The following is a 22,481-nucleotide window of genomic DNA, read 5'->3' on the forward strand; positions in this document are numbered from 1 at the left end:
CAAAATTTGATAATGTATTTATTATATTAAATTGTATTTAACTAAAATATATCTACATTGCTTCTATTTTCATATTATTAGTTTTAATTTCTTATGTTGATACGTCTGGAGTAGTTGTGTTTTATAATCAGTATATAAATAAGAAAAATCAGCTTTTAAGCTGATTTTTCTTATTTATTCTTCATTCATAGTTTCTTCATTCATAGTTTCTTCATTCATAGTTTCTTCATTCATAGTTTCTTCATTCATAGTTTCTTCATTCATAGTTTCTTCTTCTATTATATCTTCACTTTTTATTTTAGCTATAGCAACTATCTTTTCTTCTTCACTAGTTCTCATTAGCTTTACACCCATTGCATTTCTACTAGTTTTAGATATTTCTGAAATATTTATTCTTATTGCCACATCACCACTATTTACTAACATAAGTTCATCATCTTCTTTTACAAATCTTGCTCCAACTATAGGCCCTGTTTTATCAGTTATCTTGTAAGTTATAACACCTTTTCCGCCTCTTCTATGAATAGGATATTCTTCTATATCTGTTCTTTTTCCAAATCCATTTTCACTTATTGATAATAAAGCTTGATCTGCTAATACAACATCCATAGACACAGCCTTATCATCTTTTCTTAGTGTTATGCCTTTGACTCCTGTTGCAACTCTCCCCATTGCTCTTACATCTTCTTCATTAAATCTTATGCAATATCCATTTTGTGTAACTATTATTATTTCATTATTACCTTTAGTCATCTTTACATCTATTAGTTCATCATCTTCCTTTAAGTTTATGGCATTTAATCCGCCTTTTCTTATAGAAGAATATTTACTTATTTCTGTCTTTTTAACTATTCCATTTCTAGTACACATTACAAAATGCTTCATATCACCTATATCTTTTAATCCTATTATTGTTTGTATTTTTTCATTGTTTTCTATAGGTATAAGATTGATTACATTTGTGCCTTTAGCTGTTCTTCCTGCCTCAGGTATCTCATAAGCCTTAAGTTTATATACCTTACCTCTATTGGTAAAGAACAATATAGTGCTATGAGTTGATGTTACAAACATATTTTCTATAAAATCATCCTGTTTTGTAGATGTAGCTTGAATACCCTTTCCTCCTCTTTTTTGTGAAGAGTATGTATCCATATCTAATCTCTTTACATATCCACCATGAGTTAAAGTTACTATTACCTTTTTATCTTCAATTAAATCCTCTATATCTATATCATGTTCACCTTTTACTATTTCTGTTTTTCTTTCATCACCATATTTATTTTTTATCTCTGTTAATTCTTCTTTTATTATACTTAATACTAATTCTTCCTTATCTAATATTTCTTTGAAATAACTTATTTTCTCCATAAGTTCTTTATATTCATCTTCTATTTTTTCTCTTTCTAATCCTGTAAGTCTTTGTAATTTCATATCCAATATAGCTTGAGCTTGTTTTTCTGAAAGACTAAAGTTATTCATTAATCCTTCTTTAGCTTCAGCTGCAGTCTTAGAGGATCTTATTAATTTTATAACTTCGTCAATATGATCTAAAGCTATTCTTAAACCCTCTAATATGTGGGCTCTTGCTAATGCTTTATCTAAATCAAATCTAGTTCTTCTTCTTATTACTTCCTTTTGGAATTCTAAATAATGAACTAATATTTCTTTTAAATTTAAAATTTGGGGTTGATTATTTACCAAGGATAACATTATTATTCCAAATGTATCCTGTAGTTTTGTATGTTTATATAATTGATTTAGAACTATATTAGGATTTGCATCTCTTTTTAGTTCTATAACAATTCTCATACCATCTCTATCTGACTCATCTCTTAGATCTGAAATTCCATTTATTTTTTTATCTTTTACAAGGTTAGCCATATTTTCTATAAGTCTAGCTTTATTAACTTGATAAGGTATTTCTGTAACTACTATTCTATTTCTACCTTTTTCTTCTTCAATTTCAGCTTTAGCCCTAATTATTACTTTTCCTCTACCAGTTTCGTAGGCTTCCTTTATTCCTCTTGTGCCCACAATCAAACCTGACGTAGGGAAATCTGGTCCTTTTATTTTAGTCATTAAATCAAGTATAGTTACATCTTCATTGTCTATTAGCATTGTTATTCCATTTATAACCTCTGTTAAATTGTGAGGTGGAATATTAGTAGCCATACCTACTGCTATACCTGCAGAGCCATTAACTAATAGATTAGGAAATCTTGATGGCAATACAGATGGTTCCTCTTCTTCACCATCAAAATTAGGAATAAAATCAACTGTGTTTTTATTTATGTCTTTTATAAGCTCCATAGATATTTTACTCATTTTAGCTTCTGTATATCTCATTGCTGCAGCTCCGTCACCATCTACAGAACCAAAATTTCCATGACCATCTACCAATGTATATCTTATTGAAAAATTCTGAGCCATTCTTACTAAAGCTTCATAAACTGCTGTATCTCCATGAGGATGATACTTACCTAGTACATCCCCTACAATTCTTGCGCACTTTCTATAACCCTTTTCAGGAGATAATCCTAATCCTTGCATTGAATATATTATTCTTCTATGTACTGGCTTTAAACCATCCCTTACATCTGGCAATGCACGGCCAGCTATTACACTCATGGCATAGTCTATATAACATTTCTTCATTTCTTTACTTACATCTACAGGCAAAATCTTTCCTTCGTTTAGCATGATTACACCTCTTTACAATCTTATCTTATATATCCAAGTTAACTACTTTATCAGCATTACTCTCTATAAAGTCTCTTCTTGGTTCTACTTTTGTTCCCATAAGTATAGTAAATATTTCATCTGCCTCCATAGCATCCTCTACTGTTACCTGTAATAAAGTTCTATGTTCTGGGTCCATAGTAGTTTCCCAAAGTTGTTCTGGGTTCATTTCTCCAAGACCTTTATATCTTTGAATATTAGTATTAGTATCTTTTCCACCCAATTCCAATAATGCATCATCCAATTCTTTATCTGAATAAACATAAACTTCTTTTTTAGATTTATATATTCTATAAAGTGGTGGTTGAGCTATATAAACATGTCCTTTCTCTATTAATTCTTTCATGTATCTATAAAAGAATGTTAAAAGTAAAGTTCTTATATGTGCTCCATCTACGTCAGCATCTGTCATTATAATTATTCTATGATATCTTATTTTTTCAATATTAAATTCTTTTCCTATACCTGCTCCAAATGCAGTTATCATAGCACGTATTTCATCTGAAGCCAATATCTTATCCAATCTTTGCTTTTCAACATTCATTATTTTACCTTTTAAAGGTAAAATAGCTTGAAATTCTCTATTTCTTCCCTGCTTTGCAGATCCACCTGCAGAATCACCTTCGACCAAATAAATTTCACATAATGATGGATCTTTTGAAGAACAATCTGATAATTTTCCTGGAAGAGATGTACTCTCTAAAATAGATTTTCTTCTAGTAAGTTCTCTTGCTCTTTTTGCAGCCTCTCTAGCTCTTGAAGCTGATAAACCTTTTTCAATTATTATTTTACCTATATTAGGATTCTCCTCTAAAAACGCACCTATGCTTTGGCCTACTATTGTATCTACAATGCCTCTTACTTCACCATTTCCTAATTTTGTCTTTGTTTGACCTTCAAATTGAGGATCTGTTAATTTTACTGAAATAACTGCTGTTAATCCTTCTCTAACATCATCCCCTGATAAATTTTTATCTGTATCTTTTAAATAGTTAAATTTCCTAGCGTAATCATTTATAACTCTTGTTAAAGCTGATTTAAAACCTGCTAAATGAGTTCCACCTTCTATGGTATCTATATTGTTAGCAAAGGAAAAAATATTTTCTGCATAACCATCATTATACTGCATGGCTATTTCAACTATACATCCATCTTTATTTTCATCAACATATATAGGTTGTTGATGTAATCTTTCCTTATTTCTATTTAAATAAAGTACAAAAGATCTTAATCCTCCCTCATAGTGGAACATTTCTTTTTTATCATATCTTTCATCTGTTAATGAAATTTTTATACCTTTGTTTAAAAATGCTAATTCTCTAAGTCTATGAGCTAAAGTATCATATTCAAACCCTAGTTCGTCAAATATCTCAATATCTGGCTTAAAGTATATTGTAGTACCATGTTCCTCTGTATCCCCTACTATATCTAGTCCTGTTTTAGGTATTCCTCTTTCATATTTTTGTCTCCATATATGGCCATCTCTTCTTACTTCTACTTCACATTGTTCTGATAGAGCATTAACAACAGAAGCACCAACACCATGCAGACCACCTGAAACCTTATATCCTCCACCGCCGAATTTTCCACCTGCATGCAATATAGTCATTATTACTTCAACGGCTGGTTTTTTTGCCTTTGAATGCATACCAACTGGCATTCCACGTCCATCGTCTACCACAGTTATAGAGTTATCTTCATGTATAAAAACTTCTATATGTGTGCAAAAGCCAGCTAATGCTTCATCTATACTATTATCAACTATTTCATAAACCAAATGATGAAGTCCCCTTAAACTAGTGCTTCCGATATACATTCCTGGTCTTTTTCTTACAGCCTCTAAACCTTCTAACACTTGAATTTGACTTTCATCATAAACTTGTTTATTTTCTTGTGACATGTTTATCCTCCTAACTTTTACAGCTCATTGTACAAAACTTTTGTTCTTTTGGTTAATGTAGCTGAAGATATAGGAGATAAATATATTTTACTCTTTTTATCTACTTCAGCTATAACAAAAGATTTTGGTTTTTCTTTAGTTATTCTTTCAACAAATCCATCCTCTTCAGCTAATCTTAAAAATTGTATAGTATCTGAACTATACATAGAAGTTTCTATGTCGAATATCCCTATAATATCTTTTGTTGGTACTACTACATTTTCTCCTAAATGAAGAAACATAAATTAATCTCCTTTCAGCCTTAAACTATTTTTATTTTTCCATTATTAACTAAATATAATTGAGATTGTTTTTTATGCAAGTATTTTTCTATTTCTTCTATGCCAGTACAGGTTATTATAGTTTGTATCTTATCAATAGAGTTCAATACAAACTTTTGCCTATTTGAATCTAGTTCAGATAATACATCATCTAATAAGAGTACAGGGTATTCCCCTATAATATCTTTTATTATTTCTAATGATGCAAACTTTAAAGTTAATACAGCTGTCCTTTGCTGTCCCTGTGATCCAAAAACTCTAGTATCTATATTATTTATACTTACTTCAAAATCATCTCTGTGAGGACCAATAGAAGTTGAATTTCTCTCAAGATCTTTTTTCCTATTTTTTTTAAGAATCATTAATAATTCTTTTTCTCCATTATCAAAATCTTTTATATTAGTTAAATACCTAAAATTTATGTCTTCTAAATTATTTGTTATCTTCTTATGTATATTTTTGCCAATAATATTTAATTTATCCAAATATTTATTTCTCTCTTTAATTATAAAAGCCCCATATTTAGAAAGTTGCTCATCATAAATATCAATTATATCATTAATCTTGTTATTCCAACTTTTTAAAGCTATATTTCTTTCAGATAAAATTTTATTATATTGAACTAAGCTGTGATAATAAATATTATCAATTTTACATAGCTCTATATCTATAAACTTTCTTCTGTTTCCTGGGGAGTCCTTAACTATTCTTAAGTCCTCTGGTGAAAACATAACAACATTTAGGTTCCCCATAAGTTCAGATATCTTTTTTATTTTTATTTTGTTTACAGTTATAGCCTTTTTACCATCTTTAAATATGCTTATATCTATAATTTTATCTAATCTTTCCCTTGATACATATGTTCTTAAATATGTATTGCTCTTATCCCATTTTATAAGATTTTTATCTTTATTGGTTCTATGAGATTTTCCTATACTTGAATAATATATACTTTCTAGTATATTAGTTTTACCTTGAGCATTATTACCCACAAAAATATTTGTATTTGGGCTTAACTCTAAATACATATCATCATAATTTCTAAAATTTATTAAGTGCACATTTTTTATATACATTCTAAACACCTAAATTAATTATACCATAATATTTTTTAGTAACAATTATTTAAAATTCACATAAAAATTTAAATAATTTTATATGTCTCATTATTAAATTCTACCAGATCTCCTATTTTTAGTTTTTTACCTCTTCTTGTTTCTATTTCTCCATTAACTTTAACTTCTCCATTTTGTATAAAAAATTTAGCCTCTGAACCTAAAGTTGTTGCTCCGGACCATTTTAAAAAAGAATCTAATTTTATTATTTCTGAATTAATTTTTATTTCAATCATGTTTAAATCCCTCTTTTAATTAATTATTGTTCAACCTTACTGGTAGAACTAAATAAGTACAATTGTTTATTTCTGTATTTTTTATAATACAAGGACTAACGCTACTTGAAAATTCTAAAACTACTTCATCATCTTCCATAGTTTTTAAAACATCTAAAAGATATTTTGAATTAAATGCAATTTGTAGATCTTCTCCTTGCAATACAACTTTTAATTCTTCTCTAACCATTCCTAATTGAGAATTAGATGTTATTACAATTTTCTCATCTGAAAAATCAAATTTAACTAAATTAGTATTTCCCTCTTTAGCCATAAGAGAAGCTCTTTCTATAGAGTTTAAAAGTTCTAATCTTTTAGCTACTATTTTTAGATTATATTCTTCAGGTATTATAGATTTATAACTAATAAATTCTCCTTCTAATAATCTTGATATTATTTTTGTTTTACCTATACTAAACAAAATATGATTAGGAGTAAACGTGATATTTACATTTTTGTTATCTTCTTCTAAAATTTTTGAAACTTCATTTAGTGTTTTTCCTGGAATAACTGCATTTATAGTAGTATCATTATCAACAATTTCACTTCTTAATGCTAATCTATATCCATCTAAAGCTACTAAATTTAACATCTTATCTTTTATTTGAAATAAAACTCCAGTAAGAATAGGTCTTGTTTCATCTTGAGCTGTAGCAAATATAGTTCCTTTAATCATATTTTTTAATTTGTTTTCACCTATTGAAAATATCATATTTTCGTTGATTATAGGCGGATTAGGGAAATCATCTGGGTTCATATATATTAAGTTAAATCTAGAATTTTGACAGATTATTTCTATAGAATTATCTTCTAATGTATTTATTTCTATTAAATCATTAGGTAATTTTCTTATTATATCACCAAAAAGTCTAGCATCTAAAACTATATTTCCATCTTCTATAATATTAGCTTTTACTCTAGTTTCAATACTAAGATCCATATCAGATCCAGTTAAAATTAATTCATCTTTAGTAGCCTTAATAAGTATTCCTGATAATATTGGTAAAGTTGATTTTCCTGTTACTGCTTTTTGAACTATAGATATACCTTCTAGTAATATGTTTTTTTCACAAGTTATTTTCATAAAATTGACCTCCTTTAGTTAACAATTTTTATTGTTAGGATAGAAATAGATAATATATTATAGTAGTAGTAGTAGTAGTAGGGAGTGTTGATATGTTGATAAGTGGTTTAAAGCCTAAAATATCAACAGTTTTTATAACAAAATAATTGTGGATAAGTTAACATTAAAATTAAGTGCTTATCCACAGGAAATATGTTTAATTTATATTTAGTACATTATCAACAAATAAATAAGATATTATTATAAACATTTGTATATTATATTATTTTTGATTGATTCTTTTACTTAATTCGCTTATTGCATTTTGAAGACTTTCATCTTTTTTTAAGTTAGTAGATATTTTTTCATAAGCATGAATAACTGTAGTATGATCACGTCCTCCAAATTCTTCACCAATTTTAGGCAATGACATGTCCGTTAGTTTTCTAGAGAGGTACATTGCTATTTGGCGAGGGAAGGCAATATTTCTTGTTCTTCTAGATGATTTAAAATCTTCTATTTTTAGATTATAATAGTTTGCTATAACTTCTTGTATGATATCTATAGTAACTTGTTTTGTTTGTTTACTTGATATTATGTCTTTCAGGGCTTCAGAAGCTAAATCTACACTTATTTCTTTATTAGTAAGTGAAGAAAATGCTACTATTCTTATTAGAGCTCCTTCTAATTCACGAATATTTGACTTGATCTTTGTAGCTATATAAACCAGTACTTCGTTAGGAATATTTAAATTTTCTACATCAGCTTTTTTCTTTAAAATAGCCATTCTGGTTTCAAAATCTGGTGCTTGAATATCAGCTATAAGGCCCCATTCAAATCTAGATCTTAATCTATCTTCTAATGTAGGTATTTCTTTAGGGGGGCGGTCACTTGATATAATTATTTGTTTGTTAGCTTCATACAGTGCATTAAAAGTATGGAAAAATTCCTCTTGAGTTCTTTCTTTTCCCGCAATAAATTGAATATCATCAACTAATAAAATATCTATATTTCTATATTTATTTCTAAATTCTACATTTTTATCATCCTTTATGGAATTGATTAATTCATTTGTAAATTTCTCAGAAGATACATAAACTACTTGAGATTTAGGGTTATTATCTAGTATGTAATGTCCGATAGCATGCATTAAGTGAGTTTTACCAAGACCAACTCCACCATATATAAATAAGGGATTATATGCTTTAGCGGGTGCTTCTGCTACTGCTAAAGATGCTGCATGAGCGAATCTATTACTATTTCCTATTACAAATGAATCAAAAGTATATTTGGGATTTAACATAGTAGACATTTTATCATTTACAATTATATTTGATTTTTCATTATTCTGATTTCCCTCCATTTTTTCTTCAGTAGTTACAATAAATTCTATATTATATTTTTTAGATGTAAGTAATTTTATTGCATTAACTATAAGATCTTTGTATCTACTTTCAAGAATTCCTTTTGTAAAATCATTTGGTACAGCTAGTTTCAATGAATTATTTTCAAGAGAAATAGGATCAATACTTTTAATCCATGTATTAAAACTTACTTCTGTAAGTTCACCTTTTATGATATTTATGGCCTTCTCCCAGGTTTCTGTAAGGTGGGTATTCATAATTTAATCCTCCAGTCTTGATAGAAACTTAGAATGTTCACATATAGTAAACAAAATATAAACAACTTTATATACATTATTTATATTAACTTGACAATTGTTGAAAAAAATATTCACATGTTTATAATTATGGGTATATAAAAACCATAAATTTAATTATTAACATGAAAAATAGAAAAAAAATTAACAGTTATAAATAAGCTATAACTCGTGTAGATACTAACAGTAATAGGTATTAATGTGAAAAAATAAAATGAAGTAAACAAGTTATGCACAAAGTTATCAACAGCTGTGGATAAGTTATATGTATTAAAAGTTATCAACAGTCCTTTAATAATAATATCAAAACCTATATAGGTATTCAAGAAGTTATCCACAAAAAAATAAAAACTCCTTATATTGCTTTACTTTTCTTGACATTATAAGACTACAAATATATAATTTAATAGTGAAACTTTAAATTAGGGGTATAATGTACGCAAATAAGGATAACATCTTTAATATAAAAAAAGGATGTTAATTATTTATAAGATCTCAAAAGGAGGTGCTGTAGAAATGTTCATGACATATCAACCAAAAAAGAGACAAAGAAAAAAGGAACATGGTTTCAGAAAAAGAATGAAAACTTCATCTGGAAGAAATGTTCTTAAGAGAAGAAGACAAAAAGGAAGAAAAAGATTGACAGCATAAGGGCCGCAGCAGTGGCCTTTTTCTGCAGATGCAGAAAAAAGGAGAATATAGTCTATGAAAGAAAATAAAATAAGAAAGAATAAAGAATTTAGACATGTATATAGAAGAGGCAAGTCTTATTCTAATAAGCTTTTGGTATTATACATATATAAAAATAGGTATAATATAAATAGATTAGGTGTATCTGTCAGTAAAAAAGTTGGAAAAAGTGTGATTAGAAATAGAGTTAAGAGATTAATAAAAGAAAGCTATAGGTTAAATTTAAATGAAAATATGAAAACAGGGTATGATTTAGTTTTTATAGCTAGAAATAGTTCTAATGATAAGGATTATAACGATATAGAAAATGCATTGATAAATTTATTAAAAAAGGCAGGCATATTTAATTGAAGAATTTATTAATATGTATTATTAAGATGTATAGAAAATATATATCTCCTTTAAAGAGACCTAGTTGTAGATTTTATCCTACTTGTTCTCAATATTCAATGGAAGCTATAGAAAAATATGGTGCATTTAAAGGCACTTTTATTTCAATAAAAAGAATACTAAGATGTCATCCCTTTAATGAGGGAGGATATGATCCTTTAAAATAAAATGGAAATTTAGGAGGTTTAAAAATTTGCAATATTTAAAGAATGCGTTTGTTCAGTTCTTTCAATTTATACATGGAGCTGTATCAAATGTAATTAGCAATCCTAACCTTTCTTATGGTATAGCCATAATTTTGGTTACATTAATAATAAGATTAATAATACTTCCTTTAAACATAAAGCAAACCAAATCTTCACTTAAGATGAATGAAATACAACCAGAGATAAAAAAATTACAAGCAAAATATAAAAATGATCCTCAAAAATTAAATCAAAAAACTATGGAGATTTACAAAGAAAAAGGAGTAAATCCTTTAGGAGGATGTTTACCTTTAGTAATACAATGGCCTATATTTATAGCATTGTATTATGTATTTAATACTTTAACTGGTATAAATGGTGTAAGTTTTTTATGGGTAAAGGATTTAGCTAAGGCAGATGTAGTTTTAGCTGTACTTTCAGGTGCAACTACATATTTTTCAGGAACATTAATGGCAACTGGAGACAGTTCTCAAGCTGCACAAATGAAATCAATGAATATAGGTATGTCTATTTTCATGATAGTGATAAGTTGGAAATTAAAATCAGCCCTAGTATTATACTGGGTTATAAATAATTTAATTCAAATAATACAAACAGTTGTAATGAAAAAATTAGAGCTAAGGGGTAAAGCCGAAGCCTAGGGGGTGTGACTTGGGGCATGAAAGTTATTGAAATGACAGGTAAGACTATAGAAGAAGCTATTAATTATGGATTAAAGGAATTAAATACTTCTAAAGATAAGGTTGAAATAAAGGTTATTGATGAAGGAAGCAAAGGATTCCTTAATTTTATAGGTACAAGACCCGCAAAAATAGAGATGAAACTAAAAAAAGATTATGAAAAAGAGGCTAGAGATTTTTTAGAATCTATATTAAAGAGTATGAATGTAGAGGCTAATATAACTATAAAGGAAAAGAAAGAAGTAATAAAAATAGATTTATCAGGTCCAGATATGGGCATAATTATAGGATATAGAGGAGAAACATTAGATTCTCTACAGTATTTAGTTAGTCTTGTAATTAATAAAGACCAAAATAGTGAGTATAAAAGGGTTATACTAGATACAGAGAATTATAGAGATAAAAGAGAAGAGACACTAAAAAAACTAGCAAGAAGATTAGGTCATAAAGTAAGGGAAACTGGAAGACTTGTTAAATTGGAGCCTATGAATCCTTATGAAAGAAGAATAATACATTCAGAACTTCAAAATAATAGCTATGTAGAAACATATAGTGAAGGTGATGAGCCTTTTAGAAAAGTTGTAATAAATTTAAGGAAAGCCTAAAGGCTTTCTTTTTATATTATTGATAATATATAAAAAGAGGTGATTTTATGAAGGAATTTGATACTATAGCTGCCATAGCAACACCACTGGGAGAAGGTGGTATATCTATAATAAGAGTATCAGGGGATAAGGCATTAGATATAGTTAGTAGTATATTTAATGGGAAAAATGACAGACATTTAAATGATATAAAACCGTATACTATAAGATATGGATTTATAATTGAAAAAGAGAGTAAAGATATAATAGATGAAGTATTAGTAAGTTATATGAAAGGACCTAGAAGTTTCACAGCGGAAGATACTTTAGAAATTAATTGTCATGGAGGAGTAATCCCAACTAAAAACATTTTAAAAGAATTAATTAAATGTGGAGCAAGACTTGCAGAGCCAGGTGAATTTACTAAAAGAGCTTTTTTAAATGGAAGAATAGATTTAAGTCAGGCAGAGGCTGTTATAGACATAATAAGATCAAAGACAGATCTTTCTATGAAATCTGCATTAAAACAAGTGGAAGGAACTCTTTCAAATAAAATAAATTCTATAAGAAACAGAATGATTAAAATTATAGCACATATAGAGGCTACTGTAGATTATCCTGAAGATGATTTAGAAGAAATAACAGGGAAAAAAATCAAGATAGATTTAAATGGAATAATAGAAGAAATAGATAATTTGATAAGTGCCTCAGAAGAAGGTAAAATATTAAGAGAAGGGTTAAATACTGTAATAGTAGGAAAGCCTAATGTAGGAAAATCTTCTTTATTAAATGCTTTAATTAACGAAAATAAAGCTATAGTTACAGAAATACCAGGTACTACAAGAGATGTTATAGAAGAATACATAAATATTGATGGGATACCAGTAAAAATAGTAGATACGGCAGGAATAAGAGAAACGGAAGATGTGGTAGAAAAAATTGGTGTAGAAAAATCAAAAGAAAAGATAAATGAAGCAGATTTAGTTATATTTATGTTGGATTTAAGTAGAAAAATAGATGAAGAAGATATTGAAATAATGAATTTTATAAAGAATAAGAAATATGTAATTTTATTAAATAAATTAGATTTAAATGAAGATTTAAATGTAGAAAATGATTTTATAGAAGGATTAGATTCTAAGTATATAATAAAAACATCAGTTAAAAATAATTCAGGATTAAAAGAGTTAAAAGAAAGCATAAAGGATCTTTTCTTTAGTGGAGAAATAAAGTCTGATGAACTTATAGTAACAAATGCTAGGCATCAAGAGGCTTTAATAAGAGCTAAAGAATCTTGTCTTCAGGCAATAGAAATTTTAGCAGATGAAATATCCATAGATTTAGCATCTATAGATATTAGAAATGCATGGAAATATCTTGGAGAAATTACTGGTGAAACTTTAGATGAGAACATTATAGATAAAATATTTTCTGAATTTTGTTTAGGAAAGTAGGTAGTTATATGAAATATTTAGCTGGAGATTTTGATGTAGTAGTTATTGGGGCAGGTCATGCAGGGTGCGAAGCAGCATTAGCTTCTGCAAGAATGGGATGCAATACATTAATATGTACTATGAACTTAGATAGTATTGCTCTTATGGCTTGTAATCCTAATATAGGTGGAACAGCAAAGGGACATTTAGTAAGAGAAATAGATGCTCTAGGTGGTGAAATGGGAATAAATATAGACCATACATTTATACAATCTAGAATGCTTAATACTTCTAAGGGGCCAGCAGTCCATTCATTAAGAGCTCAAGCAGATAAGAAAAGATATAGTGAAAGGATGAAACATTTATTAGAGAAACAAGAGAATCTTACATTAAGACAATTAGAAGTTATAAAAATAGATGTAGAAAATGATAAAGTTAAAGGCATTTTAACAAAAAATGGTGCATATTTTACTACAAAATCAATAATATTGTGTACTGGAACTTATTTAAAGGGTAAAATAATAATAGGAGATATAATATATAGTAGCGGACCAAGTGGATTATATCCAGCCAATGATTTATCTCAAAGTTTGTTAGATTTAGGAATAAATCTTAGAAGGTTTAAAACAGGAACTCCTGCAAGAATAAATAAAATGTCAGTAGATTTTTCTAAAATGATAGAGCAACAAGGGGATGAAAAGATAGTTCCTTTTTCCTTTATACATGATAAGTTAGAGAAAGATCAGATTTCTTGCTACTTAACTTATACTTCAGAAGAAACTCATAAAATAATACATGAAAATATACATAGATCTCCATTGTATAATGGATCAATAGAAGGTGTAGGTCCAAGATATTGCCCATCTATTGAAGATAAGATTGTTAGATTTCCAGATAAGGATAAACATCAAATATTTATAGAACCTGAAGGTGAAAATACAGAAGAATTATATGTTGGGGGAATGTCTAGTTCATTACCAGAAGATGTTCAGATAAAGATGTATAGAAGTGTTCCAGGTTTAGAAAATGCAGAAATATTAAGGACTGCTTATGCCATAGAATATGATTGTATTGATCCTCAACAATTAAATTTAACTTTAGAATTTAAAAATATAAAAGGTCTATATGGAGCAGGTCAGTTTAATGGAAGTTCAGGTTATGAAGAAGCAGCAGCTCAAGGACTTATAGCTGGTATTAATGCTGTGTTAAAAATAAAAGAAAAAGAATCATTGATATTAAAGAGATCTGATGCTTATATAGGTGTACTTATAGATGATCTAATAACCAAGGGAACCAATGAGCCTTATAGAATGATGACATCAAGAGCAGAATACAGGCTGTTATTAAGACAAGATAATGCAGATTTAAGATTAACAGAAATAGGATATAAAATTGGACTTGTAAAAGAACATAGATATAATAAATTTTTAAATAGAAGAAAAAATATAGAAAATGAAATAGATAGATTAAGAAATATACAAATAACAGGGAAAAAAGAAGTAAATGAATTTTTATTGGCAAAGGATTCAGTTGAATTAAGAAAGCCTATTAGTTTATATGAATTAATAAAAAGACCAGAATTAGACTATTTTAAAGTTGAAGATCTAGATATTGAAAGACCCAATTTAAGTGAAGATGAAAAAGAAGAAGTAAATATAATTGCAAAATATGAAGGCTATATAAATAAGCAGCTAGAACAAGTGGAGCAATTTAAAAAGTATGAAGATAGATTAATACCAAAGGATATAAAATATTCAGATATAAAAGGACTAAGATTAGAGGCTATTCAGAAATTAGAAAAAATAAATCCTATAAATATAGGGCAGGCTTCTAGAATTTCAGGTGTATCACCGGCAGATATATCAGTACTACTTATATATATGGAAAGAAAAAATAGAGAGAACTAAAAAATCTTTGTGGAGGTTTTTAAATGGAATTTTTCAATATACTACAATCAGCATGTAATGATGTTAATTTAGAATTTGATGAGAAAAAATACAATCAATTCATGAGCTATAAAAATCTAATACAGGAATGGAATAAAAAAATAAATTTAACAGCTATTGTTGAAGATGAAAAAATAATAAAGAAACATTTTATAGATTGTATAAAAATATTTAAAGCTACTCCTATAGCTGGGGCTAAAAGGTTAATAGATATAGGAACAGGAGCAGGATTTCCAGGTATACCTATAAAAGTATTAAAAGAGGATATAGAAGTAACCTTATTAGATTCTCTACAAAAGAGAATAAATTTTTTAAATATAGTAATAGGTGATCTAAAATTAAAAAATATACACTGTTTACATGGAAGAGCGGAAGATTATTCCCAGGATGTTGAGTATAGACAGTCTTATGATATAGTAACATCTAGAGCAGTGGCTAATTTAGCAGTTTTAAGCGAATTCTGTATTCCCTTTGCAAAAAAAGGAGGTTATTTTGTAGCAATGAAAGGACCTTCTGTAGAAGAGGAAATAACAGCAGCCACAAAAGCTATAGAAATTTTAGGTGGAAAACTAGAGGATATAATAAAAATAGATATAGAAGATACAGATCTAAAACACAATTTAGTTATTATAAAAAAAGTAAAAGAAACTAGTAAAAAATACCCTAGAAAACCAGGTATAATAAAAAAGAATCCTCTAAAATAAATGTAATAATTTGCAACTTAAAAGTAATAAAAAAAAAGAGGAAATTTATATTTAAAGAAGAAATGTAAATAATAGGAAGAGAATAAGAGGGATGGTAGTATGCAAAAAAATATTAATTATATTTCCACTGAAAAAATTATTCCCAATTTATATCAACCTAGAAAATATTTTAATGAAGAAAGCATAGAAGAATTAGCTCAATCAATAAAAGTATATGGTATAATTCAACCTTTATCTGTGAGACAGATAAAAGACGGTGAATATGAATTGGTTGCTGGAGAAAGAAGATTAAGAGCTGCTAAAAAGTTGGGGCTAAATGAAGTACCAGCAGTTATTATAGACGTTACAGATAAGGATTCTGCAGCAATAGCATTATTAGAAAATCTACAAAGAGAAGATTTAAATTGTTTTGAAGAAGCAGAAGCTTATCATAATTTAATACAAGAGCATTTTTATACTCAAGACAAATTATCAGAAGTAATTGGAAAAAAACAGTCTACTATAGCTAATAAAATGAGATTATTAAAGTTATCTAAAGAAGTTAGAGAAAAAATATTAGAAAATAATTTAACAGAAAGGCATGGAAGAGCTCTGTTAAAAATTAATGATGAAGATAGACAGCTAAAGATACTAGCTATTGTTATAGAAAAAAAATTAAATGTGAAAAACACAGAAGAGTTAATAGAAAAAGAATTGTGCAATGAAAGTGATAAAAATTTAGCTTCTGATGGTAAAAAAAGAATAAAAGGAATTTTTTCGCCAGTGGTTTACGTTAATACAGTAAAGCAAGTATTTGATAAATATGGTGTTAAAGCTAAGTATAGATCTAAAGATCTAGATGATAAAATTCAGATAACAATAACAATACCTAAAAAATAGTAGATGTTTCACGTGAAACATCTATTTTTTTTATTAAATTTTAATAAAGTCTCCTAAAAGCCTTTAATTATTATACTTTAAATTATATAATTAAATGTATAATAACAATTAATTAGGTGGTGAGGAAGTGAAAGTAATATCTATTTTTAATCAAAAAGGTGGTGTAGGGAAAACTACAACCAGTATAAATCTATGTTCTTGTTTAGCTATGAATGGATATAAAATATTAAGCATAGACATAGATCCCCAAGGAAATACTACCAGTGGAATGGGATTAGATAAAAATAGTCTAGAATTATCAGTATATGATATTTTAACCTCTGATGAAATAGGAATAAAAGAGGTTATAAAACAAAGTGAGCTTATAAGTAATCTTTATATTTTACCTTCAACTATGTCTTTAGCTGGTGCTGAAATAGAACTAATAGATAAATTAGACAGAGAAAGAATTCTTTTAAATAAATTAAAGGAAATAGAAGAAGATTTCGATTATGTATTTATTGACTGCCCACCGTCATTAGGATTATTAACAATTAATGCACTTGCAGCTTCTAATAGTGTTTTAATTCCTATACAATGTGAATTTTATTCATTAGAAGGAGTGGGACAATTAGTAAATACTATTGAATTGGTACAGAAATCACTTAATTCTGATTTGGAAGTTGAAGGTGTAATATTATCTATGTATGATATTAGAACTAGATTATGTAATGAAGTAGCAGACGAAGTAAAAAAATATTTTAACGATAAAGTATATAAGACAACTATACCTAGGAATGTAAGATTGGCAGAAGCACCTAGTTTCGGATTACCAATAATATTATATGATTCTAAATGTAGAGGTGCACAGGCATACAATAAATTAAGTAAAGAATTTATAGACAAACAATAAAAGGAGGATATGATGTTGAATAAAAAGTCAGCATTAGGAAAGGGATTGGGAGCACTAATTCCTGAAAGATCCCAAGAAAATAAAGATAATATAAATACAATATCTATAAACTTAATAAAGCCTAACAATGAACAACCTAGAAAACATTTTGATGAAGAAAAAATAGCATATTTAGCTCAATCTATAAAAGAACACGGCATTATTCAACCATTAGTTTTAAAAAAAGAAGGAAATGTATATACTATAGTAGCGGGTGAAAGAAGATGGAGAGCTGCTAAATTAGTAGGTATAAAAAAAATACCAGCTGTAGTTATGGATTTGGATGACAGAAGTGTATTAGAAATATCCTTAATAGAAAATATACAAAGACAAGATCTAAATTGCATAGAAGAAGCTCAAGCTTATAAAAATTTAATAGATGAATTTAAAATAACTCAAGAAACTTTAAGTGTAAGAATAGGAAAATCTAGAACAGCTATTGCTAATTGTATGAGATTGTTAGCATTAGATAATAGAGTTCAGCAATATTTAATTGATGGTGTCATAACAGAAGGACATGGAAGAGCCTTATTAGCTCTAAAAGACAAAGATTTTCAATATAAATTATCACAAACAATAATTGATGAAAATCTAAGTGTTAGAGAAGTAGAAAAGCTAATAAAAAACATATACAAAGATAAAAATAATAAAGACACAAAAAATAATGACATTCTTCCCTACTATAAAGATGTACAAAGTAAGTTAGAAAGCCTATTTAATACAAAGGTTAATCTACAAAATAATAAAAATAAAGGTAAAATAGAAATAGAATATTACTCAGAAGATGATTTGCAAAGAATATTAGATATACTAAAATTATAAGATGTTTCACGTGAAACATTGACGGAGGAGATAAATTATGATAAATGTAATAGAATTTATAAATGCAAATTCAGCTTTTATAATTATAGGATTAGCAGCAATAATAATTTTATTATTTATAATTCTTATAACTACTATAGTTTCTTTAAAAAAGTTAAAAAGAAGTTATAATAGAATGATGAGGGGAAGAGGCAATCAAAGTATTGAGGAATTAATAAATGATTATCTAGATAAGGTAGATAAAGCTAAAGAAGAAACAGAATATGTGAAAGAGATATATAGTACATTAGACAAAAGAGTTAAAGCATGTATACAAAAGGTAGCTATAGTTAGATATAGAGCTTTTGATGATGTAGGAAGTGACCTAAGTTATTCAATAGCATTTTTAGATAATGATAACAGTGGAGTAATATTAACAAGCATATTTGGACGTAATGAAAGTACTACATATGCTAAACCTATAGACAAAGGTATATCAAGATATGATTTATCAGATGAAGAAAAGCAAGCATTAGAAAATTGTATAAATAATGTTAATGAAAATTAGAATAAAACCTCCTTTTATGAAGAATAATATTTCATAAAGGGAGGTTTTATAATGAATATTTTCGTGTCAGATGCATTACAAAATTTAAAAAATTCATTACAGAACAGGGGATATAGCACACATAGTAATAATAATTATGATGTAATTATATGTGATTTAAAAGAAGATATGCTAATAAGTACATATTTAAATAATAATAAAAGGAATACAAATATATTAATTATAGATAGTGCTGGTAAAACTATAGAGGAAATAGAAAACATATTAAATTTTAGAATGAATGATTGTATAATTTAAATTAAATATTTTCTATATTAAAACTGTTTTTCTTACTTCCTAAAGTTTTTATAATAGAATGATATATTCCTTTTGAAATACAATTTGCTAAATTCATAACAGTGTATAATCTGGTGTTTTGCAACACCATAAATTCCATAGCGCCAGAAATATTTACTACTCCATTGATACTTAGGTCGCCAATAGCAGGAAGATTTTTATTAACTGCTGATCCAGGATAAAGGGGCTTACTGTCTATTATTATTTTCCCTATATTTTGTATACTTCCTAAACAAGCATCTATAGCTATTATGTATGGGTTTTTATATTTAGAATTTATGATAGAGATGGTTTCCTTTAAATTTTTAGCATGAACTGGATTTTCCAGATTACCAAATAAACTAACTCTATCTCTAATTAAAAATTTAAGCTTTTCTCCTACTAAAGGTCCTAAGGAATCCCCAGTAGATCTATCAGTTCCAACACATACTATAACTATTTCTCTATTGGCTTTAAATGCATAGTATAATTCATTACATAAAATATCTCTCAAAGTAGAAATATTATTGGGTATAGAAGTATCTATAATAGTTTTACTTATCATAAAAAAACCTCCTGTTAGGGATTATATCCACTAAAGGAGGTTTTATACATATTGTAATTATAACAACTCAACTTTCCGCAGTATGTTATAAAATACTACAAAGAATAAACAAAAGAACATACCAGATATACCATTTGCCTTTAATCCTATAAATATTGCTGCTAGAACAGAAACAGGATGTAAGCCTAATGAAGAAGACAAAAGCTTCGGTTCCAGAAGTTGTCTTATTATAGATACAAGTCCATAAGAAATTAATAGACCTATTCCAACAACATAATTTTTATAAATAAGAATATGTATTAAAGCCAAAGGTACATAAATACTGCCTATACCTAATATTGGTAGAAAATCTGCTATAGCAGCTATAATACTAAGCATAATTGAATATTTGATATTGAAAATAAAAAACACTAATAGGGTTTCGAAGAAGGTTATTCCTATTAATGTTAAATAAGATAGAATATATCCGCTTAGCATTTTTTTACTTTCAGAATATATCTGAATAAATTTAGAAGATGATTCATTAGATATAATATTAGATATTCTATTATTATATTTAGTAATATCTTTAGTAAAAAAATAAGTTGATAATAATGTAAATAGTATAAGCATTATTAAATAAGGTATTGAAGTTAGTAACCCAATAAAATAAGAAACTATTTTACTTGTAATAAGTACAATTATATTAGAAATTTTTGAAAATGAATTTCCGATAGTTTTTTCTATTGAATCAGTTATAGACGGTTGCAAATTCAAATAATATCTATATATTTTATCAACATAATTACTTATTTCTTTTTCATGAGAATATAAATAAGTTTGAGCATTTTTACCAAAATCTATCATTTCATGAACTAATGCATTTATCCCTAAGAATAACAAAGTTATTATTATAGAAAAAAATATTAATGTAACTATAAACGAAGCTAGAGAATTTTTAATTTTTAATTTTCTTATTAAATAAGTAGCAGGTTTTTTTAATAGTAATGCAAATAAAAAAGCTAAAACAAAAGGTAGAGTATAAGGTAAAGCTTTAAAAAATACTAAAAAAGTAATAGTATAAAGTACAAGAAATAATATAAATTTATCAAATTTTTCTACAAAATTATTCATTTATTTTATAAATCACATCCTATTTAGTATATTGTTTAGAGCATATAGGGCATAATTAATGTCTTTAATGTCATTAAATGCACCAAAACTAAATCTTAATGTACCTTGAGGAAAGGATCCTATAGATTTATGTGCTAAAGGTGCACAGTGAAGACCTGTTCTAACCATTATTCCAAATTCATTATCTAATAAAAAACCTAATTCAGAATTATCTATTTTTGATGAATTAATAGATATGGTTGCAGTTCTTAAAGAAGAATCTAAAGGACCATAAACCTTAATGGAATTTATATTTAGTAATCCATTTATAAATTCCTTGCAAAGATATTCCTCTCTTTCTTTTATAGTAAATAAACCTTCTTTATTTATATATTCAATGCCGGCTAAAAGACCTGCAATTCCAGGTGTATTCATAGTACCACTTTCAAATTTATCAGGAAGAAAATCCGGTTGTATTGTACTTTCAGATAGACTTCCCGTTCCACCCTCTATAAAATTAGTAGCAATATTGTTTAGTTCATCATCAATTATAAATCCCCCTATACCTTGAGGACCAAGCAAAGCTTTATGTCCTGTAAAGGCTATTGCATCACAGTTTAACTTTTGAAAATCTAAAGGTAAGATTCCAGCAGTTTGAGCAGAATCAATTATAAAATAAATACCTTTATCCTTGCATATTTTACCTATTTCCTCTAAAGGCTGTATGGTTCCAATAATATTTGATGCATGAGATAGAACAACTAATTTTGTATTATCTTTTATCTTATTTTTAAAATCCTTAATATCTAATAGACCTTCTTGTGAGCAACTTAATATGTCTAGTTGAATTTTACTTGCTTTTTCTAATGAGACTAAGGGTCTAAGTACAGAATTGTGATCCATTGAAGAAGTTATTACATGCCACCCATCTTTTACAATGGATTTAATTAATATATTTAATGAAGCTGTAATATTAGATGTAAATACTACATTTTCTATTTTATTAAAACTAAATAAATTCATTAAAGAAATTCTACACTTATATACCATTCTATCTCCAATAAGAGCATTTTCATAACCACCTCTACCAGGACTAGCACCAATATTTTTCATATAGTTTAATATAGACGAATAAACTTTTTCAGGTTTAGGATAAGTGGTAGCTGCGTTATCTAAATAAACTTTCATTAAAAAACCTCCTATGGAATAATATACTACAACAAATATTAAATATCTGTTAATAATCTTTAGAATTACATTAATTATATAAATATTCATATATAATTATAAACTAAAGTTATATAATTGTATATGTTACAATAAAGTTTTATAATTATATTATAAAATAAATAAGAATAAGTGGATAGGTGATAAATTTATGAAAAATTATGTAATAACATTTGAAAATACTCATACGGCAATGGATGGAGAGAGTGTTTTAAAAGAAAAAGGAATAAAACTTATCATAATTCCAACACCAACTTATATAACTAAAAGTTGCGGTATAAGCATAAAAATTGATGAACAGTATTATGAAGATGTTAAAAAAATAATAGAAAATAAAGAGATAAATATTAAAAATGTATATTTAAAGGAGGATAAAGACTACATGTTAGTCATGTAAT

At 27.3% G+C, this 22,481-nt stretch carries 24 protein-coding genes; 14 read left to right on the forward strand and 10 right to left on the reverse strand.

Translation table 11 applies throughout. The features are described from left to right. Positions 1-174 precede the first annotated feature (174 nt). The 7 genes from gyrA to dnaA all read right to left on the reverse strand — a co-directional run bounded on the left by gyrA (position 175) and on the right by dnaA (position 9,033). Positions 175-2,700 carry a DNA gyrase subunit A gene (gene gyrA, locus NGI68_RS14505; RefSeq protein ID WP_251862158.1) on the reverse strand — a complete coding sequence of 842 codons (2,526 nt, stop codon included), beginning with the start codon at positions 2,698-2,700 and terminating at the stop codon, positions 175-177. 25 nt (positions 2,701-2,725) lie between these two features. Then, positions 2,726-4,639: a DNA topoisomerase (ATP-hydrolyzing) subunit B gene (gene gyrB, locus NGI68_RS14510; RefSeq protein WP_251862159.1), complete on the reverse strand. Its 1,914-nt coding sequence runs from the start codon at positions 4,637-4,639 to the stop codon at positions 2,726-2,728. 17 nt (positions 4,640-4,656) lie between these two features. After that, complete coding sequence (gene remB, locus NGI68_RS14515) at positions 4,657-4,920, reverse strand: extracellular matrix regulator RemB (RefSeq protein ID WP_251862160.1); 264 nt, start codon at positions 4,918-4,920, stop codon at positions 4,657-4,659. A 20-nt stretch (positions 4,921-4,940) separates the two neighbouring features. Further along, complete coding sequence (recF, locus tag NGI68_RS14520; protein ID WP_251862161.1) at positions 4,941-6,035, reverse strand: DNA replication/repair protein RecF; 1,095 nt, start codon at positions 6,033-6,035, stop codon at positions 4,941-4,943. A 68-nt stretch (positions 6,036-6,103) separates the two neighbouring features. Beyond that, a complete protein-coding gene (gene yaaA, locus NGI68_RS14525) occupies positions 6,104-6,310 on the reverse strand; it encodes a S4 domain-containing protein YaaA (RefSeq protein ID WP_251862162.1) in 207 nt (68 codons plus the stop codon). Positions 6,311-6,329: 19 nt separating this feature from the next. Next, positions 6,330-7,433: a DNA polymerase III subunit beta gene (gene dnaN / locus NGI68_RS14530; protein ID WP_251862163.1), complete on the reverse strand. Its 1,104-nt coding sequence runs from the start codon at positions 7,431-7,433 to the stop codon at positions 6,330-6,332. Between the two features lie 262 nt (positions 7,434-7,695). Then, positions 7,696-9,033: a chromosomal replication initiator protein DnaA gene (dnaA, locus tag NGI68_RS14535; protein ID WP_251862164.1), complete on the reverse strand. Its 1,338-nt coding sequence runs from the start codon at positions 9,031-9,033 to the stop codon at positions 7,696-7,698. A gap of 555 nt (positions 9,034-9,588) precedes the next feature. Between dnaA and rpmH the strand changes: the two genes are divergently transcribed. The 13 genes from rpmH (at position 9,589) to NGI68_RS14600 (ending at position 19,181) form a co-directional block, all read left to right on the forward strand. Then, entirely contained in the window at positions 9,589-9,723 is a 135-nt protein-coding gene (rpmH, locus tag NGI68_RS14540; protein WP_035151755.1) for a 50S ribosomal protein L34, read from the forward strand. 54 nt (positions 9,724-9,777) lie between these two features. Further along, complete coding sequence (gene rnpA, locus NGI68_RS14545) at positions 9,778-10,113, forward strand: ribonuclease P protein component (RefSeq protein ID WP_251862165.1); 336 nt, start codon at positions 9,778-9,780, stop codon at positions 10,111-10,113. Beyond that, positions 10,110-10,319: a membrane protein insertion efficiency factor YidD gene (gene yidD / locus NGI68_RS14550; protein ID WP_251862166.1), complete on the forward strand. Its 210-nt coding sequence runs from the start codon at positions 10,110-10,112 to the stop codon at positions 10,317-10,319. The genes rnpA and yidD overlap by 4 nt, the downstream gene beginning before the upstream one ends. 26 nt (positions 10,320-10,345) lie before the next feature. Beyond that, complete coding sequence (locus NGI68_RS14555) at positions 10,346-10,999, forward strand: membrane protein insertase YidC (RefSeq protein WP_251862167.1); 654 nt, start codon at positions 10,346-10,348, stop codon at positions 10,997-10,999. 17 nt (positions 11,000-11,016) lie between these two features. Further along, the gene (jag, locus tag NGI68_RS14560; RefSeq protein WP_251862168.1) at positions 11,017-11,643 is read left to right on the forward strand and encodes an RNA-binding cell elongation regulator Jag/EloR; all 627 of its coding nucleotides are present in this window, start codon (positions 11,017-11,019) and stop codon (positions 11,641-11,643) included. A 47-nt stretch (positions 11,644-11,690) separates the two neighbouring features. Continuing rightward, positions 11,691-13,076: a tRNA uridine-5-carboxymethylaminomethyl(34) synthesis GTPase MnmE gene (gene mnmE / locus NGI68_RS14565; protein ID WP_251862169.1), complete on the forward strand. Its 1,386-nt coding sequence runs from the start codon at positions 11,691-11,693 to the stop codon at positions 13,074-13,076. Positions 13,077-13,084: 8 nt separating this feature from the next. Beyond that, positions 13,085-14,962 carry a tRNA uridine-5-carboxymethylaminomethyl(34) synthesis enzyme MnmG gene (gene mnmG / locus NGI68_RS14570; RefSeq protein WP_251862170.1) on the forward strand — a complete coding sequence of 626 codons (1,878 nt, stop codon included), beginning with the start codon at positions 13,085-13,087 and terminating at the stop codon, positions 14,960-14,962. A gap of 23 nt (positions 14,963-14,985) precedes the next feature. Then, positions 14,986-15,705 (forward strand): 16S rRNA (guanine(527)-N(7))-methyltransferase RsmG, encoded by a 720-nt coding sequence (rsmG, locus tag NGI68_RS14575; protein WP_251862171.1) that lies wholly within the window; start codon positions 14,986-14,988, stop codon positions 15,703-15,705. 99 nt (positions 15,706-15,804) lie between these two features. Beyond that, a complete protein-coding gene (gene noc, locus NGI68_RS14580) occupies positions 15,805-16,584 on the forward strand; it encodes a nucleoid occlusion protein (RefSeq protein WP_251862172.1) in 780 nt (259 codons plus the stop codon). 127 nt (positions 16,585-16,711) lie between these two features. Next, positions 16,712-17,476 carry a ParA family protein gene (locus NGI68_RS14585; protein ID WP_251862173.1) on the forward strand — a complete coding sequence of 255 codons (765 nt, stop codon included), beginning with the start codon at positions 16,712-16,714 and terminating at the stop codon, positions 17,474-17,476. A gap of 15 nt (positions 17,477-17,491) precedes the next feature. Next, complete coding sequence (locus NGI68_RS14590; RefSeq protein ID WP_251862174.1) at positions 17,492-18,337, forward strand: ParB/RepB/Spo0J family partition protein; 846 nt, start codon at positions 17,492-17,494, stop codon at positions 18,335-18,337. A 37-nt stretch (positions 18,338-18,374) separates the two neighbouring features. Then, positions 18,375-18,884, forward strand: coding sequence for a DUF4446 family protein (locus NGI68_RS14595; RefSeq protein ID WP_251862175.1), 510 nt, complete (start codon positions 18,375-18,377; stop codon positions 18,882-18,884). A 51-nt stretch (positions 18,885-18,935) separates the two neighbouring features. Next, the gene (locus tag NGI68_RS14600) at positions 18,936-19,181 is read left to right on the forward strand and encodes a YkuS family protein (RefSeq protein WP_251862176.1); all 246 of its coding nucleotides are present in this window, start codon (positions 18,936-18,938) and stop codon (positions 19,179-19,181) included. A 1-nt stretch (position 19,182) separates the two neighbouring features. On the opposite strand, the gene yyaC is transcribed toward NGI68_RS14600, so the two are convergent. The 3 genes from yyaC to NGI68_RS14615 are packed head-to-tail and all read right to left on the reverse strand — an operon-like array spanning position 19,183 to position 22,044. Further along, positions 19,183-19,764: a spore protease YyaC gene (gene yyaC / locus NGI68_RS14605; RefSeq protein WP_251862177.1), complete on the reverse strand. Its 582-nt coding sequence runs from the start codon at positions 19,762-19,764 to the stop codon at positions 19,183-19,185. A 57-nt stretch (positions 19,765-19,821) separates the two neighbouring features. Beyond that, the gene (gene ytvI / locus NGI68_RS14610; RefSeq protein ID WP_251862178.1) at positions 19,822-20,877 is read right to left on the reverse strand and encodes a sporulation integral membrane protein YtvI; all 1,056 of its coding nucleotides are present in this window, start codon (positions 20,875-20,877) and stop codon (positions 19,822-19,824) included. A 12-nt stretch (positions 20,878-20,889) separates the two neighbouring features. Then, positions 20,890-22,044 (reverse strand): aminotransferase class V-fold PLP-dependent enzyme, encoded by a 1,155-nt coding sequence (locus NGI68_RS14615; RefSeq protein ID WP_251862179.1) that lies wholly within the window; start codon positions 22,042-22,044, stop codon positions 20,890-20,892. 190 nt (positions 22,045-22,234) lie between these two features. Between NGI68_RS14615 and NGI68_RS14620 the strand changes: the two genes are divergently transcribed. Next, a complete protein-coding gene (locus NGI68_RS14620) occupies positions 22,235-22,480 on the forward strand; it encodes a putative Se/S carrier protein (protein WP_251862180.1) in 246 nt (81 codons plus the stop codon). The last annotated feature ends 1 nt before the right edge of the window (position 22,481 follow it).

The sequence above is a fragment of the Clostridium sp. Marseille-Q2269 genome (genome assembly GCF_943736985.1).
GTDB lineage: Bacteria > Bacillota > Clostridia > Clostridiales > Clostridiaceae > Clostridium_F.

Bases quoted from the DNA above. Each gene is read 5' to 3' on its own strand.
- gyrA (WP_251862158.1), bottom strand. From the start codon at position 2,700: ATGCTAAACGAAGGAAAGATTTTGCCTGTAGATGTAAGTAAAGAAATG.
- gyrB (WP_251862159.1), bottom strand. From the start codon at position 4,639: ATGTCACAAGAAAATAAACAAGTTTATGATGAAAGTCAAATTCAAGTG.
- remB (WP_251862160.1), bottom strand. From the start codon at position 4,920: ATGTTTCTTCATTTAGGAGAAAATGTAGTAGTACCAACAAAAGATATT.
- recF (WP_251862161.1), bottom strand. From the start codon at position 6,035: ATGTATATAAAAAATGTGCACTTAATAAATTTTAGAAATTATGATGAT.
- yaaA (WP_251862162.1), bottom strand. From the start codon at position 6,310: ATGATTGAAATAAAAATTAATTCAGAAATAATAAAATTAGATTCTTTT.
- dnaN (WP_251862163.1), bottom strand. From the start codon at position 7,433: ATGAAAATAACTTGTGAAAAAAACATATTACTAGAAGGTATATCTATA.
- dnaA (WP_251862164.1), bottom strand. From the start codon at position 9,033: ATGAATACCCACCTTACAGAAACCTGGGAGAAGGCCATAAATATCATA.
- rpmH (WP_035151755.1), top strand. From the start codon at position 9,589: ATGTTCATGACATATCAACCAAAAAAGAGACAAAGAAAAAAGGAACAT.
- rnpA (WP_251862165.1), top strand. From the start codon at position 9,778: ATGAAAGAAAATAAAATAAGAAAGAATAAAGAATTTAGACATGTATAT.
- jag (WP_251862168.1), top strand. From the start codon at position 11,017: ATGAAAGTTATTGAAATGACAGGTAAGACTATAGAAGAAGCTATTAAT.
- mnmE (WP_251862169.1), top strand. From the start codon at position 11,691: ATGAAGGAATTTGATACTATAGCTGCCATAGCAACACCACTGGGAGAA.
- mnmG (WP_251862170.1), top strand. From the start codon at position 13,085: ATGAAATATTTAGCTGGAGATTTTGATGTAGTAGTTATTGGGGCAGGT.
- rsmG (WP_251862171.1), top strand. From the start codon at position 14,986: ATGGAATTTTTCAATATACTACAATCAGCATGTAATGATGTTAATTTA.
- noc (WP_251862172.1), top strand. From the start codon at position 15,805: ATGCAAAAAAATATTAATTATATTTCCACTGAAAAAATTATTCCCAAT.
- NGI68_RS14595 (WP_251862175.1), top strand. From the start codon at position 18,375: ATGATAAATGTAATAGAATTTATAAATGCAAATTCAGCTTTTATAATT.
- NGI68_RS14600 (WP_251862176.1), top strand. From the start codon at position 18,936: ATGAATATTTTCGTGTCAGATGCATTACAAAATTTAAAAAATTCATTA.
- yyaC (WP_251862177.1), bottom strand. From the start codon at position 19,764: ATGATAAGTAAAACTATTATAGATACTTCTATACCCAATAATATTTCT.
- ytvI (WP_251862178.1), bottom strand. From the start codon at position 20,877: ATGAATAATTTTGTAGAAAAATTTGATAAATTTATATTATTTCTTGTA.
- NGI68_RS14615 (WP_251862179.1), bottom strand. From the start codon at position 22,044: ATGAAAGTTTATTTAGATAACGCAGCTACCACTTATCCTAAACCTGAA.
- NGI68_RS14620 (WP_251862180.1), top strand. From the start codon at position 22,235: ATGAAAAATTATGTAATAACATTTGAAAATACTCATACGGCAATGGAT.